11 protein-coding genes are annotated in these 16,110 nt (G+C 66.6%); 1 reads left to right on the top strand and 10 read right to left on the bottom strand.

Features of this window, described 5'->3' with window-relative positions; genetic code table 11:
- Positions 1 to 16 precede the first annotated feature (16 nt).
- The 10 genes from FJZ36_02350 to FJZ36_02305 form a co-directional block, all read right to left on the bottom strand.
- Positions 17 to 979 (bottom strand): hypothetical protein, encoded by a 963-nt coding sequence (locus tag FJZ36_02350; protein MBM3213742.1) that lies wholly within the window; start codon positions 977 to 979, stop codon positions 17 to 19.
- A gap of 9 nt (positions 980 to 988) precedes the next feature.
- Complete coding sequence (locus FJZ36_02345) at positions 989 to 2,425, bottom strand: HlyC/CorC family transporter (protein MBM3213741.1); 1,437 nt, start codon at positions 2,423 to 2,425, stop codon at positions 989 to 991.
- A complete protein-coding gene (locus FJZ36_02340; protein MBM3213740.1) occupies positions 2,422 to 3,807 on the bottom strand; it encodes an HlyC/CorC family transporter in 1,386 nt (461 codons plus the stop codon). Before FJZ36_02340 ends, FJZ36_02345 begins: the two co-directional genes overlap by 4 nt.
- Positions 3,808 to 3,836: 29 nt before the next feature.
- A complete protein-coding gene (locus FJZ36_02335) occupies positions 3,837 to 4,196 on the bottom strand; it encodes a nucleotide pyrophosphohydrolase (protein MBM3213739.1) in 360 nt (119 codons plus the stop codon).
- A gap of 174 nt (positions 4,197 to 4,370) precedes the next feature.
- The gene (locus FJZ36_02330) at positions 4,371 to 5,357 is read right to left on the bottom strand and encodes a hypothetical protein (GenBank protein ID MBM3213738.1); all 987 of its coding nucleotides are present in this window, start codon (positions 5,355 to 5,357) and stop codon (positions 4,371 to 4,373) included.
- A gap of 16 nt (positions 5,358 to 5,373) precedes the next feature.
- Entirely contained in the window at positions 5,374 to 6,885 is a 1,512-nt protein-coding gene (locus tag FJZ36_02325) for a sulfatase (protein MBM3213737.1), read from the bottom strand.
- A gap of 26 nt (positions 6,886 to 6,911) precedes the next feature.
- On the bottom strand, positions 6,912 to 7,415 hold the full coding sequence (locus tag FJZ36_02320) for a dual specificity protein phosphatase family protein (protein ID MBM3213736.1): 504 nt from the start codon (positions 7,413 to 7,415) through the stop codon (positions 6,912 to 6,914).
- Positions 7,358 to 8,614 carry an amidohydrolase family protein gene (locus tag FJZ36_02315; GenBank protein MBM3213735.1) on the bottom strand — a complete coding sequence of 419 codons (1,257 nt, stop codon included), beginning with the start codon at positions 8,612 to 8,614 and terminating at the stop codon, positions 7,358 to 7,360. Before FJZ36_02315 ends, FJZ36_02320 begins: the two co-directional genes overlap by 58 nt.
- A gap of 165 nt (positions 8,615 to 8,779) precedes the next feature.
- Positions 8,780 to 9,253 carry a hypothetical protein gene (locus tag FJZ36_02310; GenBank protein ID MBM3213734.1) on the bottom strand — a complete coding sequence of 158 codons (474 nt, stop codon included), beginning with the start codon at positions 9,251 to 9,253 and terminating at the stop codon, positions 8,780 to 8,782.
- Positions 9,243 to 13,970: a tetratricopeptide repeat protein gene (locus tag FJZ36_02305; protein ID MBM3213733.1), complete on the bottom strand. Its 4,728-nt coding sequence runs from the start codon at positions 13,968 to 13,970 to the stop codon at positions 9,243 to 9,245. Before FJZ36_02305 ends, FJZ36_02310 begins: the two co-directional genes overlap by 11 nt.
- Between FJZ36_02305 and FJZ36_02300 the strand changes: the two genes are divergently transcribed.
- The gene (locus FJZ36_02300; GenBank protein ID MBM3213732.1) at positions 13,925 to 16,102 is read left to right on the top strand and encodes a tetratricopeptide repeat protein; all 2,178 of its coding nucleotides are present in this window, start codon (positions 13,925 to 13,927) and stop codon (positions 16,100 to 16,102) included. The two genes, FJZ36_02305 and FJZ36_02300, sit on opposite strands and share 46 nt — an antisense overlap.
- The last annotated feature ends 8 nt before the right edge of the window (positions 16,103 to 16,110 follow it).

Raw genomic sequence — 16,110 nt, 5'->3', positions numbered from 1 at the left:
GTTTCAGCGGATCCCATCAACGATAGTAGTCGCGGTACTTCTCGAGAGCCACGCAGATCGCCTCGATCGTGTCGATGGGCACGTCGGGTCCGCACTCGGCGGAGAGCCACAACCCGCCCTCCGGAGCGCCCAGTTTCTCGACGGCTTCGCGGATGTGCGCGTCGATGTCCTCGGGCTTGCAGAACGGGAAGAGTTGCCGGTCCAAGTCGAGGTTGACGCACACCTTGCCCCTGCACACCTCGACGAGGTTGTCCAATCCGTTCGCGCGAATCTGCGGGTTCACGACGTTGACCCCGCACTCGATCAGATCGGGGATGATCTCCCAGATATGCCCGTCCGTGTGCATGTAGACGGCGAACCCCGCCTCGTGGCATCTGCCGTAGATTTTGGCGAAGCACGGCTTGAGGTACTTCCGCCACAGCCCCGGACCCATCGGCAGGTTCTCCTGCATGCCCAGGTCGTCGCCGAACGACATGAGCGGATAGGTCTGTCCCTTCAGCCGGACTTCGAGGTTCCGCATGTTGTAGTCGAGAACCGTATCGATGAGCTGCCTCAGCTCCGGCGGGTCCTCTGCCATGTCCAGCATCAGCTCCTCGAAACCGCGCAGGTCTTGGAGCCGCAGGTACATGAACCCGTGCGGGAAGCTGCCGTCCACCAGATCGGGAGCGCGCATCGTTTGGACCGACTCCCGCGTCGGGAGCGGGTGTCCTTTGACGTACGCCTCCATGCCGTCTTCGATGTTCTCCCAGACGCATCCCCACCGGTCGATGTGGCTCCCCTCGGCGTAGGTTCCGCCGACGGCGTCGAAGTTCCGTTTGCCGACCTCCTGCTGCCCGAAGATGATCGGATGGCGCGCGACAAGGGCGTCCAGCTTGTCGCGGTGGCGCATCCACGTCGCCGGCAGCAGTCCGACGCCAATCGGGATGTGCTCCGGGTACTCGTAATTCATCGCTTTCAAGCGGTCGTCGGATGTCGCCATCGATGGCTCCTAGGATTCCGTCGATAGGGGTCTTCGGCTGTCCCGCGCGCGCTTGCGGACGATGCGAACGCGCTGGACGCTTCGGGCGTCCGCCGCTACCACGATGAATAGCAGGTCGTCCGTCTCGGCGACATCGTTGGTGCGGGGAATCTTGTCGAGCGCGTGGACGATGAACCCGCCCACCGTCTCGTAATCGCCGGGCGGGATTCGGATGCCCGCCTTGTCGAGCTCGTCGTTGAGAGCATCGATCTCCATCTTGCCGTCGCACTCCAGCGACATCGTCCGCGCGTTGAGCTGGACGGCGTCGCCGGCTCGGTCGCGTTCGTCCCGTATCTCGCCGACGATCTCCTCGACAAGGTCTTCGACGGTGACCAGCCCGACGATGCCGCCGTATTCGTCGACGACGAACGCCATCGGGTTCCGCCGGTAGCGCAGCTCCGCCAGGAGCGTCGCAACGCGCTTGGTCTCCGGCACGAAGAGGAGCTCCCGCCGGATGAACCCGTCGATGGTCTCGGCGCTCGCCTCGGCATACACGACGTCGAGGATGTGGATGGTCCCGGTGATGTTGTCGATCCGGTCGCAGTAAACGGGGATCCGCGAGTGCCCGGTCTCGGCGACGAGGTCGAGAAACGCATCGAACGGCGTTCCCTCTGCCACCGAGACGATGTCGGCGAGAGGACGCATCACCTGCTCGACGCGTTGCTGGTCCAGGTCGAGAACCGCGTGGATCATCCTCCGCTGCTCTTGGTGGATGACGCCTTCGGATTCGCTCATCTCGGCGAGGAGCCGCAAATCCTCGCGCGTGACGATCTCGGCTTCGCCCTCCTGCCCGGTCAGCTTCATCAGGACGTACGCGAACTGAAGCACGACGAACGACACCGGTCGCAGCGCCCAGTCGAGCATCGCCAGCAGGGGCTCGACGCGGTTCAGGAAGATGTCCGGACGGCTTCGCGCAATCGACTTGGGAAGGATCTCGCCGAATACCAGCAACAGCGGCGTCACCGCGAGAGTGTTCAGCGTGTCGCGAAACTGCGGCTGCATATTGGCGGCTGCTGTCTCGATCAGCATGAGAGAGAATGCCGTCGCGCTGACGTTGACGATGTTGTTCCCAACGAGCGTCGTCGTCTGCGTGCGCTCCGGCACGGCATAAAGCTCGAGCAGAGCCCGAGCTCGGCGGTTCCCCGCTTCTGCGAGCGCGGTGATGCGGGCGCGATTGGCGGTGAGGAAGGCTGTCTCCGAGCCGGACATCACCGCAGAAAGCACAACGCACACGGCACACAGCCCGCTGTAAGCCCAGACCATCGCGGAACCTTGCGTCACAGGCTCTGCCGTCTGAGCCCACGCGACGAGCGCGCCCGACCCGACGAACAGCCAGATGTAGACGCCGATCCTCTGCAATCGGCTGGGGAGGATGATCGGCGGAGGCAGTGGGCAGCGTTCGCTCATGCCTCGTCCTCGTGGGCGTCAGGGGCGATCTCTCGCCGAACGACGACCCGCTGAATCCGCGTTCCCGTGATCGCAGCGATGCGGAACTCGAAGCCGTTGTCGTCTGTGACGGTCTCATCGACGATGGGAACGCGCCCGAAAAGGCTGTAGACGTAGCCGCCGACAGTGTCGGCGACGTCCGTATCGAAGGCGTGGCGCACGATGCGGCTCGCGGTCCGGAGGCTCAGCTTCGCGGGAAGCTGCACGCCCTCTGTCCGAAGGATGGAGGCGCTCAACTCCTCCACGTACTCCGGTTCGTGGAGTGTGTCGTACTCGTCGGCGATCTCGCCGGTGATCTCTTCGACGATGTCTTCGAGCGTGATGAGCCCGGCGGTTCCACCGTACTCGTCCAGCAGGATCGCCATCTGTGTGCGTTCATCGGCGAAGTCGCGCAAGAGCGCGTTCAGGCGCTTCGTCTCCGGCAGATAGAGCGGCGGGCGGATGAGCGTTCCGGCGTCATCCGGGAAGAGCTCCGAGCGCCGCTCGGTCAGGTCGCGCAGCGGCATGTCGAGCACGTCGAGGCGATGCCAGCGCGGGAAGTCTTTGACGTGGAGGACTCCGGCGATGTGGTCGACGTCGCCTTCGTAGATGGGGACGCGCGAGTGCCCGACGCTGCGAGCCACCGACAGCGCCGCGTCGAGCGTCATGCCGATGTCGACGCATACCATCTCCGTCCTGGGAACCATGATGTCGCGCGCGCTCATCTCGCGGAGCTCGACGATCCGGTCGATGAAGTCGCGCTCGTGTTCCCGCAGTCCGCCGGTCGCCTCGCTCTCGCTGATGGCGCTTCGCAGCTCGTCGGGCGTGACGAACTCGGCGCCGGCGAGATCGGGATAGCCGAGCAACCGCGCGATGGCATCGACGGTGAGCCGGAGCGTCGAGCGGATCGGCGTCAGAAGCCACGAGACGAACGACAGCGGCAACACCACCGCCCTGGCGAGGCGTTCCGAATGCCGCAGCGCGTAGGTTTTTGGAGCAATCTCGCCGAAGAGCAGCAGCAGCGTCGTCCCGACGACCAGCGCCCCTGTGAGCAGCGCGCCGGTGTCCCAGCCCAACGCCCTGGGGCCCGCGCTGAGGAACATTGATGTCACGAGCGTCGCCAGCGCGATGTTGACGAACGTGTTGCCGACGAGAACCGTGATGAGAAGTTGCCGGGGGTGTTCGACGAACCGCACGAGCGCCAGGCTGGCGCGTCCGCCCTGTTCACGGAAGCGCTGAACCTGGAGCTTCGTCAACGACAGGATCGCCGTTTCGGAGCTGGAGAAGAACGCCGACAGGAGCAACAGCACGCCAGCGGCGATCAGGCCGGGAACCAACTCGATCCAAAGCGACGGGTCGTCCATGGTGGGCTGGATCACTGATAGACGGCGCGCTAGGCTCCGCCCTCGTGCGCCGGTTCCGCGCGGAGCTTCGGGTTGAGCCGGTGGCGTTCGCCGTCGCGCTCGGAGCGCTTACGCATCTTGGCGTCGAATGCGCCATCGAGATCGACGCCCGTCTGGTTCGCCAAGCAGAAGACGACGAAGAGCACGTCCGCCATCTCCTCGCCGAGGTCCACGCGCTCGTCGGATGCCTTGGAGCTCTGGTCGCCGTAACGCCGCGCCATGATCCGAGCGACTTCCCCGACCTCCTCCATGAGGATCGCCGTGTTCGTCAACTCCGAGTAGTAGCGCACGCCGATCGTGCGAATCCACTCGTCGACGCGCTCCTGACAGTCGGTCAAAGGACCGCTCATCCGCACCTCCGAGTCGGGGAACCTCTCCAGGCTCATTATCGCACGCTCATTCGGCGACCGACAACGTTCGCGGACGCGCGGATAGGACGACGTTCCTCACGCCATCGCGGGAGCAGGCTGGGGCGAAAGGCTTCGCCGTTCCCGCATCGACAGAGAAGCTCGGGCTACAGACAGCTACGCGGTCTTGCGCGTACTCGCTTCATGGGCGATGTCGTCCGAGAACTCCCGCAGCAGCCGGACGTAGAGCCGGTAGTCCTCGATGGACACGGCGGGCGGCGTCTGGTGGTCGCAGCTAGGGACGTAGTAGCCGCCCAGCACGGCGGGACGGATGCGCTCGAACTCCGCGCGGAGCGCGCCTTCGCCCTTGTGCATGACCGTCTTGTCGAACCCGCCGACCATCCGCCACTTCGGATGGTTCCCCCGCATCCGGCAGACGTCGACGCCCGCCATGCGCTCCAGCGGCAGAATGCCCTGGATGCCGACGCCCTCGAACCACGGGACAAGCGGCTCGATATCGCCGTCGCTGTCGATCATCGGGAGGATGCCTCGGCGGGTCAGCTCCGGCACGACGCGCTCATAGAAGGGCCCCATGAACTCGTCCATCATGTCGTAGGAGATCATGGGCCCGTGGTTGTAGGACATGTCTTCGGCGAAGGTCATGAAGTCGGGCGTGTAGTGCTGGCACATCGCCTCGATGACGCGGATGTTGAACTCGGCGAGGTCCTCGTTGATGCGGATCATGAGCTTCGGCTGGTCGTAGAACGCGTAGAGATGCCGCTCAATGCCGAACAGCGTGCGCGGATACCAGAAGGGACCCTCAAGCGTGAGCCACAGGAAAGCGTCGCCGCTCTCCTGACGCGCGCGGCGGCGAGCCATGCCGTCGGGGTCGAACGTCGGCTCCGGGTAGAGCTGCGAGCGGATGCGGTCGTAGTCGCCCTCGTTCTTGATGTGCCGGACGCCGGATCGGTTCGGCGGATACCAAATCTGGTGATGCTCATCGAGTCCGAACCACACGCGCAGGTCGGTGTTCTCCGGCGCGCCCTGTCGCAGCCAGTTCTCGCGGGTGAGATGCCACCATCCCGCCCACTCGATCGCCGGAAGCCCCAGGGACACGTCGCCGTCGCGCATCACGGCGAGGAATCGCTCGCGGGTCGTCGACATGGGCGGCTCCTATCCGTCAGGCGTAGCAGAGGCGGGGTTGGCGGCGTTCGATCCGTTCCGAGTAGTCGATGATCCTTCCGAGCAGACGCGCCTTGTCCGCACCGTACGCGGGGTCGTCCCATCGGTTCACCTGCTCGCCCGGATCGGCGTCGAGGTCGTAGAGCTCGCCGTAGGACTGTCCGGCGTAGGCGGTCAGCTTGCAGTTCTTCGTGACGACGGTCTTGAGGCGCAGCTTCGATGGGTCGTCCGTCATCTCGATCAGAATGTCGTCGCGAGTGGACACGGCTTCTCCTCGCAGCGCCGGCAGCATGTCTACTCCGTCCAGATCGTCGGGAACCGGCAACCCAGCGGCGGATAGGCACGTCGGCACGACATCGACGAGGCTCATCAGGCTGTCCGTGTGGGACCCGCCGTCGAAGCCGTTCCGCCATCGGACGATCATCGGAACGCGGACGAGCTCTTCATAGTGGAAGGGGCCCTTCATCCACAGACCGTGATCGCCGAGGAGCTCGCCGTGGTCCGACGTGAAGACGACGAGCGTGTCGTCGGCGATGCCGAGACGATCCAACTCGTCCAACACTCGCCCGAACTGGGTGTCGACGAACCGCACCAGCGAGTAGTAGTAGGCTCGTCCGAGCCGCGCGTCCCGCTCCGAGACCAGACGATAATCCGCGCCGCCGCCTTGCCCGGCGACGTGGAACTGCCCACGCATGGCGGAGCTTTCAAGCCGTCCCTCGCGGGCTTCGAGGAAGTGCGGCGGCTTGTCGTCGAGCTCGCCGTCGACGAATCGGGGCAGGGGAACGCGCTCTGGATCGACCCGCTCGCGGAGAGCCGTCGGAACCGCGTGGGGATGGTGCGGGTCCTCGAACCCCAGCGCCAACAGGAACGGCTGCGACGAGTCGCGTTCCCGTAGAAACGCGACCGCGCGATCCGCTGTCCAGGCGCTGTTGTGATACTCCGGCGGGATATCCCAGTCGAAGGCGTTCCCGCCGAACCCGACGCTCGACAGGTTGCGGGCGCGTTCCCAGGCGGTCGCCTGCTCGTCGCCGACGGCGCGGCGCACCCACTCGCCGTAGTGACCGCTGATGCCGTAGGTCGCGTGCCCCAGCGCGAGCTCGACGGTCTCGAAGCCGTAGTAGGGTGCGTTCCAGCCGTCGTAGCCACGCTTCCAGCCGCCGACATCCTCTTGGGACGCATCCCTGCTAGCGCCGAACGCCTGAAAGTGCGCCTTGCCGATGTAGTGCGTGCGGTAGCCGACGTCGGCGAGCCGGTGGGAGATCATCCCCTCGTCCGGCGGGCAGTTGACGCCGACGTTCCAGACGCCGTGGCGGCTGACCTGCCTGCCCGTGAACAGCGACACGCGCGAGGGCGTGCAGACGGGATTGGGGCAGTAGGCGCGGTCGAACCGGACGCCCTGTGCGGCGAGCCGATCGAGGTAGGGCGTCTCGGTGAAGCCGCTCCCGTAGCAGCTTAGGCTATCGGCACGCTGCTGATCCGTCGTGACGATGAGGATGTTCGGCTGGGGCATGTCGCGTGTCTCTGTCCAGACGACACTTACGCTTCCAGCAGCTCCCGCGCCTGCTTCGCCAGCGCGACGAGCGCGGCGTGCGGGTCGATCACCCAGCGGGCTTTGCGCACCTGCGCGACCGCCGCATCGAACGGGATGCCGTCGCGCACCGCGAGGAAGAGCGATACCACCGTCGATGACCGGCTGACGCCCGCGTGGCAGTGCACCAGCACTCGCGGATGGCGCTCGAGAATCTGCTGCAGAACCAGCACCGCCGCCGCCAGCGTTCCCGGCGCGTTCCCTTCGCCGTCGATCATACCGACCTTGTGGTACTCCACGGGATACGACGCCCTGGGAGGAACGTCCGGCGGATAGACGATGTCCAGGTCCCACGCCACGTTCAGGACAGCAGTTATGGACTGCTCCCGGAGCAGATCCAGATCGCTCGCGTCGTGTCGGTTCCCGATGGCGATCTCGTCCGTGATGAAGTCGATCAACGGCTTTCCTCTCCAGTAGGGCGCGGTGGGAGCGTGGCGGTTCCGTGGAGCCAGGTGGCGTCGTTCCCGCGTTCGACCACGAGCCGGCCGCTAACGATCACGGCGCGCACGTCGCGCAGGGCTTGGAGCCCTTTCAGCGGGTTCCCGTTCACGGCGAGGATGTCGGCGCGTCTGCCCACCTCGACGGTTCCCGCCTCGACGCCGATGGCGCGCGCCGGTTCGCTCGTCGCGCGGCGGATGGCCTCCATGGGCGGCAAGCTCATGCACCGTGCGCCGACCTCGATGGAGAGCGCGAAATCCTCGTGCGGCATGCCGGGAATGCCCGCGTCGGTCGAGAGGAAATAGGGCAGCCCGGCTTCGCGCATTCTGCCGCGCAGCTCGCCCGTGTGGTCGGCGATCTTGGCGAAGTCGAGAACGCCGTCGGGGTCGAGCGCGGCGCGAAAGGGTCCGCTGAAGTTGAATCCCGCGTAGATGCCCTTCTCGATCATCTCCTCGACGACATTCGGGGCGTAATCGAACCCGCCGGGCGCGTACCACGTGCAGTGCTCGATCGTATCGACACCGGCGGCGACCGAGTAGGCGATCCCCGGCATCGAGAGCGCATGCGAGGCGACCTTGAGTTCGAGCCGATGCGAGTCCTCGACCAGCGCGGTCAACTGATCCTGGCGGTACTGCGCGCCGAAGACGTTGCTGCCCGGCGTGTTCCTGCCGCCGGTGGCGCAGACCTTGATGTAGTCGACGCCCGCCTTGGCGAATTGGCGCACTTTCTTGACCATCTCGTCGGCAGAATCCGCTTCGGCGCCGCAGTAATGGAGATGTCCGCGCGTCGTCGTGATGGGCATGGCGCAGGCGTGGATTCGGGGGCCCGTGACGAGTCCGTCGTCGATGGCGTCACGGACCGCCAGCGTGACGAAGTCCCTGCCGCCGCAGTCGCGGATGGTGGTCACGCCGCTGGCGAGAGCGCCCTGGGCGTTCCGCAGCGTGCGGAAGAAGAGCTCGGAGAGCGGAACCTCGGCGACGTGCGCCATCGAGCGGTCGGGTCGGAAACAGAGATGGACGTGGGCGTCGACCAAGCCGGGCAAAAGCGTCGCGCCGGAGAGGTCGAGAACCTCATCGCCAGCGGGAGGCTGGAACACGGCGTCGCGGGCGCGTATCTCTCGGACGACGCCGTCCTCGACACGGATCGCGGGGCGGGGCACAGGGTCATCGTCGATGCCGGGGATCAGCAGGTCGCCGAGAATCCAAAGGCTCATGCGTTCCTCAGATATCGAAAGGCAGTCACGTCAGGGATGGAGGATAGTCGATACAGCGGGGCGTCTCAACCCGGCACGTCATGACGTGGAACGTCGGTCGGCGTCTGGCGGAGTCCGGCGTCATTCCCGCGAGAGCGGATCGCGCGAAGGGCGGATCGGGCGCGCCTAGCGGTCGGTGAACTCCGGGTCGGGCAACGACGGGAGGGGCGGTTCCGCCTCAAGCCGCAACACGGGCTCCGGCGGCTCTGGACGCGGCGGAAGGGCGTCTTCGAGGGCGTCCAGCAGGCGTTCGAGCGCCGCCGACGTATCGTGCAGCGAGGGCGGGTCGGGCAGCTTCGGCTCGTAGGACGGGAACTCCGGGTCGTTCGGCGACGGGATCGGCTCGACCGGATAGAGCGTCGTCTCCTGCATGAGCCGACTGACCGGGTCCTGGAGCTCCTCCCATGCCCGTTCCCGCTTGCGCCGTCCCAGCAGGTTCGCGGCAGCCGTCGGGGCGCTGTCGAGTCCGCCACGGGCATCCGACAGGCTCGCATCCACCGTGACGCCGAGGGTGTCCGTCAAGAGCTCGCGCTGATCGCGGGGATCGCGGTAGAGCCGGATGGCGCGTCCGTTGCGCCGGGCAGGCGGCTCATGACTCATGGTTGCCCTCCTGTCTCAGGAACAGCGCGGCGAGCCGACGGTATTCGGGCGTCTCCCGAAGCGGATGCGCCTCCGGCAGATCGAGGAACCGAGCGCATCGCGCGAGAAGCTGCGGATCCGTCGGGTCGGCGGACAGCACGCGATGCGCCAGCGAGAGCGCTTCCCGCTGAGCGTCGGCGCGTGTCTCCATCCACACGCGCGCGGCTTGCTCCATCATGAACGTTGCGTAGGTCGTCGTGATGCGGTGGCTCACGGGATCGAGCTCGTGGGCGCGCGAGAAGTCGATCAACGCTTCGTTGAGCCGGTCCTCGCTCGCGGCGACGAGCCCGCGCCGCAGCCTGAGTTGCGCCGCCTCTTGCTGGAGGGTCACGTGGTCGGGCGCGAGGGCGAGCGCTTCTTGGAGGAGCCCAAGTGCCTCGGCGTCCTGCTCCGAGAAGTAGGGATCATCGGCGGCGCGGCGTCCCCGCCTGCCCAGCACGACCCGCGCGCGCACTTCCAGAATCGTCAGGCGCACGATGGCGTGGATGAGCGAACCCATGCGCGTCGTCTCGTAGGCGCGGCGCAGCAGGTCGCGCATGTCGGCGGCGATTCGGATCCGCTCTTCGGTGTTCTGGTTGGCGAGCCCTTCCACCTCCGCCACGATGGCGTCCGACAGACGGGCGAAGATGGGGCCCCAAGCCACTTCGGCGATCACGGAGGAGTGCCCGACCTCGTGGGCGGCGACCACCGCGGTCAAGGCGGTCTCCAGACCTTCGCGCGGCGCTGCCGTGAGCCAGTCGCCGTGCCGCGTCGCCAAGACGTAGACGATCCGCGCATAGCGCCGCTCCGTGGCGTCGGGACTCGTGAAGAGCCCTCGCGCCCGCTGGTGGGCGAACCGCTCGTTGCCCGTCTCCGCCGCCGCGATGAGCGAGCCCAGCGGCGACAGGTAGATCAGCAGGCGTTCGGTCAGCGACGTCGGCTCCAGGTTCAGCGTCGTCGAGAGGATGTCCCGCGCCTCGTCGAGCCGGTGGAGCGTCTCCAACAGATCGCCGCCGTAAGGGAGCACCGCGTCGCGCAGGTCCGAGTTCTCGTCGAGCCATTCGCGCCAGAGCATCGACGTGCGATACTCGCGCAGGAAGTCCAGCACGAGCGCGTCGAGCTCCTCGGACGCAGGATTCGCCCGCAGGACGGAGTCCGTCATCTCGGACGTGAGCGACTCCATCATGCGTGTTCGATGCGCCGCGACGATCGCGGCGACGCGCGTCCAGAACGTCTCGTCCTCGTTGGCGACGATCCACGACTTCGGGTCGTGCCGCTTGAGCCGATCCGCGATCCAACGCCGCCAGTAGCCCTCCAGGTTGAGGAGGGTTCCCCAGAGCGACATGGCGTGACGCCACTTCTCCGGGGTCGGCTCAGTCTGGGCGTCCCAGTAGGCGAAGGTCGCCCACTGATGGAGCGGACGCGGGTCCGTCGGCTCGCGGCGGATGCGCTCGCGCCACTTCGCGACGAGCGTTGCGCTGGAACCGGGGTCCTGGCTCGACAGCAGAGCGAAGACCTTGGCGCGTTCCAGCCAGTCGCGCACCGTCTCGTCGTCTTCGTCCATCTGGACGACCGCTTCGAGCGACCGGGCGACTTCCGACCACCCAAGCGCCTGGAACGCCCGCAGCGCCTGCCGCTTGTAGCCTGTCAGACGCAGCGACTGCGCCGCCGAATCCCATTCCGAGCCCGCCGGAACCTGCTCCAAGCGCTCGATGCCTTCCGTCTCGCGCCGGAGCATGAGGGCGGCGACCCCGTGGGCGTAGAACGCCAGGGGCGAGCGATCCTCGGACGGGAGCTCCTGAACGAAATCGTAGAGCTGCCGCCACACGCGCAGGTGGAGCAGGACGGCGAGCGTCGTCTCCTGCGTGCAGTGCTCGGGAGCCATCGCGCGGAGCATGGCGAGTTCGCGCGCGGTCTTATCGATGTCGCTGGACGAGAGGAACACCTGCACGCGGAACGCCTGGGCATAGGGTTCCCAGGGGCCCCAGTCTCTGCCGAGCGTTTCGAGGATCGCCAGGGTGCTGTCGGGCAGGTTCCGCTCCATCCGGCAGACGGCGGCGAAATAGGCAGCCTCCGTCGCCCACAACCCCTCGTTCGTAAGGGGTTCCACCAGATCGTCGGCGAGCTGCCAATCGCCCATCCGCGCGGCGCAGAGCCCCGCGATCAGCCGATAGACCGGGTCACCCTCCGTGTAGTGGAGCACATCGGACATCAGGTCGTAGGCGATCTGGAAATCGCGCGACGACGGATGGAAGGATTCGGGATACCGCAGCCGCCGGACCGCTTCCGCCGTCCAGCGCTGGACGAGCGCCTCGACGATGGGGCTCTCCGGGTGGCGGTCGATCGCCGTGTTCCAGTGCTGCGTCATCTCCGCTCGGTTGCGAGCCGCCGCCGCGTCTGCGAGCCGGATGTGAAGCCACGCGAGGTCCTCGCGGAGCTTCGGATCGTCGCGCACCAAGAGGCTGGCGCGCCATTGTTGAGCAGCGCGTACCAGGTCGCCCGCCTGCAAGCTGCACATGCCGAGCGCGTAGCGGGCGAAGGCGTCGGCGTCGTCCGCGTCGGCTCGCTGTTCGAAGTATTCCGTCGCGGCGCTGTGGTCTCCGGATCTCAGGGCGACGAAGGCGAGCCGCGCGTGGATCGCCGGATCGTCCGAGTTCTCCATCGCCTTGCGGTACGCTCTCGTTGCTTCCGCCCAGTCCTCGCCCTCCTCCGCGATCCGAGCCAGGGCGAGCCAGGCTCCAGCCATGTCGGGAGCGTATTCGACGGCGTGTCGGAGGAACGTCGCCGCCAGGTCCACGTCATCGTCGATCAGGCAGAGCGCCAGGGCGTAGAGCGTCTTGGGCTGATGCAGGTCGTGCAGGAGCGCTTCGTGAAAGTCCTCCGACGCGCCCTTGCGGTCTCCCAGGTGGAAGCTCGCGCTGCCGCGCGCGTTCAGCGAGGGAACGTGCCCCGGGTTCCGCAGGATCGCCTCCGAGAGCGCGTCGCGGGCGTCCTCCCAACGCTGCCGGGCTAGGAAGGCGACGCCGAGGCGGTAGTAGAGCGTCCAGTCGTCGGACGTATCCAGCAGGATTTCGTAGCGCTCGGCGGCTCCGTCGAGATCACCGGATTCGTAGAGAACATCGGCGAGAAGACGTTCGGCGACTGCGCGCTGTTCCGCCGGGAGCGCGTTCAGGTCGAGTGCCGTCAGCAGGTCGCGCGCTGCTTCGGTTCGCTTGAGGGATATCAAGGCGCGGGCGTATCGCAGGTCTTGCTGGGCGTTTCGCGTCGGAACCCGGTCGAGGAACGCGATGGCGCTTTCCCAGTCGCCCACCTCCTCGGCGATGCGCGACGCCCAGACGGTCGCCCGAAGGTCGTCGGGACGTATCCGCAGGAACCGGTCGAGATGCTCCAAGGCATGCTGGGGATGACCTCGGCGATAGAGAGCGATGGAGAGCTCCCAGAGCGCCGTCGGATGTTGCGGGTCGATGTCCACGGCGCGGTGGAGCGTCGCCAGAGCCGCCTCGTCGTCCGACTGAGCCACCCACGTCGCGTAATCGACGAGGAGCCCCACGTCATCGGTGCGGAGGCTGAACCCGTCGAACGCCCGACGGATGTGCCGCACCTGCGCCTTGCTGAGCCGCGCCCGGCGGACGACGGAGAGCAGTTCCCGGGCGGCTGCCTCGGCAGCGCTGCCGTGGGCAGCCATCGACGTCTCGAAGGCTCCGATGGCTTCCGGAAGCTGATTCGCCGCCAAGTGGCGCTGACCTGCGGTGAGGCGTTCGCGCGAACGCACTTCGCGGTTGTCCGGTTCCCGCGCGTACCATTCCGCGAGGCAGGCGTGCGCGGCGTCGAGGTCCTCGTAGACCAGGTGGCAGTTGGCGAGATGCTCGAGCGTCCAGTGCCACGTCGGGAAATGCGCGGCGAGGTACTCGTTCAACTCCTGACGAACGGGCAGCGTCGGTTCGTCGGGAAGCTCGTTCTGGCGGATCTCGGCGACTCGCCGGATGCGCTGTTCGGCGTCGTCGGGGTCTTCCGCCTGCTTGTACCAGTCGAGATAGATGGGGAACGCGGAGAAGGTCTTGGGGACGTGGTTCAGATAGTAACCGCCGAGAAAGTCGATGTCCTCCGGCTGGAGCGACGTCCACTGCCGGGCGCGGAGATATGCCCCCACGGCGTTGGGCGAGTGGACATGCGCCAACGCGCGCGCCTTGAGGAGCAGGGCGTCGGCGTAGTCGTCCTCCTGACGCGGGACCGTCTCGCCGGAGTCGGGATCGAGGCGTCCATAGGTGTGCAGGGCTCGCGTGGCGATCGCCAGGGCGGTCTTCGCCCGTCCGTGGCGGAGCATCCAGACGCCTTGTCGGAGCAGGACACGGGTGAGAACGTCTTGCATGCGTTCTAGAAGCCAACCCATCTGAGTTCGCCCTCTTTGGGAACGCCGCCTGCAAACGGTCGTCCCGGAGAGCTCGTCGCACAGCCGCAGCGCTGCCAATACGCCACGTTCACGTGAAAAACGTCCAATGCCCATCGAACGGTACACGCAATCGCCGGACGCGCCGCCGACCACGGACGCGCCCGCCGACAGAACCATCTTGCCGAATCCAACGAGATGCGACATATCTCTAGTTGAAGACTCGCCGCGAACGCGACCGGATCTTCGGGTAAGGAGTCCGCGCGATGGACTGGGTCCCATTGATTGTGCCTTCGGCCGTGGCTGCGGCATTGGGTGCCGCAGGTTGGCTTATCGTACGTCGTCTAGACCGGAACAAGGTCACGGCATTCAAGCTCGTAGGCCCGGAACCGCTTCCCGCGCCTAGGACAGACGCACCGAAGCCTGAACTTGCCCCGACTCCCACCTTCGCCCCGGCATCCCTCGGAGACGGGTTCATCGGACGCAGCGACGAACTCGGAGAAGTTCGTCGGCGGCTCGAATCCGCCAACGCCCTTTCGGTGACGGCGCTATCCGGCATCGGCGGCATCGGCAAGACGCAGCTCGCCGCCGAATACGCCGCCCGCCACCGCGACGACTACCCCGACGGCGTCTACTGGGTCGTCGCAGACGAGGGGTCCGCCCGATCCTCGATGGCGAACCAAGCCATCACGTTGGACATCGAAGAACCACATCAGGATACGGCGATCCTCAAGGTGGTTCATGCCCTCCAGCAGAAGACGAAGCCCCTCCTCGTCGTGTTCGACAACGTCGAGAAGTGGGGAACCGTCAAGCCGTGGGTGGATGCGCTACGGGGCGTGAAGGGACACCACGCGCTCGTGACGACGCGGGTCCTGCGCCTCGCCGAAACCGCCGAACTCGACACGATGCGGCTCGACCTGCTGCGCCCCGAAGACGCGCTCGAACTCCTGCTATCGCGCGCCGAGAGCTCCGAGCGACGCCGACCGGAGCCCGGCTCGCCCGAGCACGCCAAGGCGGCGTCCATCACGGAGCGCGTCGGCTACCTGCCGCTGGCGCTGCGCCTCGCCGTCGGTTACCTGAACGCCCGCACGGACGTCTCCTTCGAGGACTACGACGCGATGCTCGAAAAGATGGGTTGCGTCGCCGTGCTCGATGAGTCCAACCCCGACGACTACGTGCGAGGCGTGCGCGCGACGTTCGGGACGACCTGGGAACGCCTGACGGAAGACGGGAACCTGATCGACGCCAAGCAGGTCGTCGTCGCGGCGGCGTTCCACGCGCCGAACTCGATCGGGTCCGACCTGCTCGCGGCGGCAAGCGGCCTGTCGGATGCGCCTCCCTCTCCGACGCGCTTCGCGAACGCGCTGCACGAGGCGCGGCAGATCGGCATGCTCGATGTGGCGGACGCGGGACGGATCGTCTGCCATCGGCTGATTCAGGAGTTCGTGCGGGAGAAGGTCGCCGAGGAACCGGAGGCGGAGCAGGAGGCAGCGCTCTCGGTCGCGCGGGCGTATGCGCCGTTGATCCACGTCGAGGATGCCGAGCTCGTGACGCGGCTGGGAGCGCTGCGGTCCGAGGTTCCCCACATGATCGCCGTCTTGGAGCGCGTCAGGGCGCTCGGGCTCGGCGGCGATGTAGGCGAGTTCGTGTTGGACGTCGGCAGGCTGATGCGGGAGATCGCCGACTTCGCCCGCGCGAAGGAGTACCTGACGTGGGCGCTCGAACTCGCGGAAGCCAAGTACGGCGAAGACCACCCCACCGTCGCGATCGGCGTGAGCAACCTGGGCGGCGTTCTGCGAGCCCAGGGCGATCTGCTGGGGGCGAAGGCTTGCTTCGAGCGCGCCTTATCTATCTTCGAGACGCTCCTTGGACAAGCGCATCCCAACGTCGCCACACTCGTGAACAATCTGGGCAGCGTTCTGTGTGACCTGGGCGATCTGCCGAGGGCGAAGGCGTGCTTCGAGCGCGCCCTGCCTATCTTGGAGACTGCCCTTGGCAAAGACCACCCCACCGTCGCGATGTGCGTGAACAACCTGGGCGGCGTTCTGCACGACCTGGGCGATCTGCCGGGCGCGAAGGCTTGCTTCGAGCGCGCCATTCGCATCGATGAAGCGGCGTACGGGAAAGACCATCCCGAAGTCGCAAGGGACGTGAACAACCTGGGCGGCGTTCTGCGAGACCTGCACGATCTGGAGGGGGCGAAGGAGCACTTCGAGCGCGCCCTCCGCATCGACGAAACGGCGTACGGCAAAGACCACCCCGAAGTCGCGAGGGACGTGAACAACCTGGGCGGCGTTCTTCTACAACTGGGTGATGTGGCAGGTGCGCGACAATGCACCGAACGCGCGCTTCGCATCTGCGAGCAGTTCCTGGGTCCTGACCATCCCCTGACCCGGCAGTCTAGGCAGAACCTCGAAATCGTCGAAGCCCAGATGCGCCGGTAAGCCGCTGC

The sequence above is a fragment of the Candidatus Poribacteria bacterium genome, from assembly GCA_016866785.1.
Taxonomy (GTDB): Bacteria; Poribacteria; WGA-4E.
This window is presented reverse-complemented; position numbering and strand designations above follow the sequence as displayed.

What these genes read in the sequence shown, in the direction of transcription:
- FJZ36_02300 (MBM3213732.1), top strand. Translation starts at nt 13,925, where the DNA reads ATGGACTGGGTCCCATTGATTGTGCCTTCGGCCGTGGCTGCGGCATTG.
- FJZ36_02310 (MBM3213734.1), bottom strand. Translation starts at nt 9,253, where the DNA reads ATGAGTCATGAGCCGCCTGCCCGGCGCAACGGACGCGCCATCCGGCTC.
- FJZ36_02340 (MBM3213740.1), bottom strand. Translation starts at nt 3,807, where the DNA reads ATGGACGACCCGTCGCTTTGGATCGAGTTGGTTCCCGGCCTGATCGCC.
- FJZ36_02335 (MBM3213739.1), bottom strand. Translation starts at nt 4,196, where the DNA reads ATGAGCGGTCCTTTGACCGACTGTCAGGAGCGCGTCGACGAGTGGATT.
- FJZ36_02345 (MBM3213741.1), bottom strand. Translation starts at nt 2,425, where the DNA reads ATGAGCGAACGCTGCCCACTGCCTCCGCCGATCATCCTCCCCAGCCGA.
- FJZ36_02315 (MBM3213735.1), bottom strand. Translation starts at nt 8,614, where the DNA reads ATGAGCCTTTGGATTCTCGGCGACCTGCTGATCCCCGGCATCGACGAT.
- FJZ36_02305 (MBM3213733.1), bottom strand. Translation starts at nt 13,970, where the DNA reads ATGCCGCAGCCACGGCCGAAGGCACAATCAATGGGACCCAGTCCATCG.
- FJZ36_02330 (MBM3213738.1), bottom strand. Translation starts at nt 5,357, where the DNA reads ATGTCGACGACCCGCGAGCGATTCCTCGCCGTGATGCGCGACGGCGAC.
- FJZ36_02325 (MBM3213737.1), bottom strand. Translation starts at nt 6,885, where the DNA reads ATGCCCCAGCCGAACATCCTCATCGTCACGACGGATCAGCAGCGTGCC.
- FJZ36_02350 (MBM3213742.1), bottom strand. Translation starts at nt 979, where the DNA reads ATGGCGACATCCGACGACCGCTTGAAAGCGATGAATTACGAGTACCCG.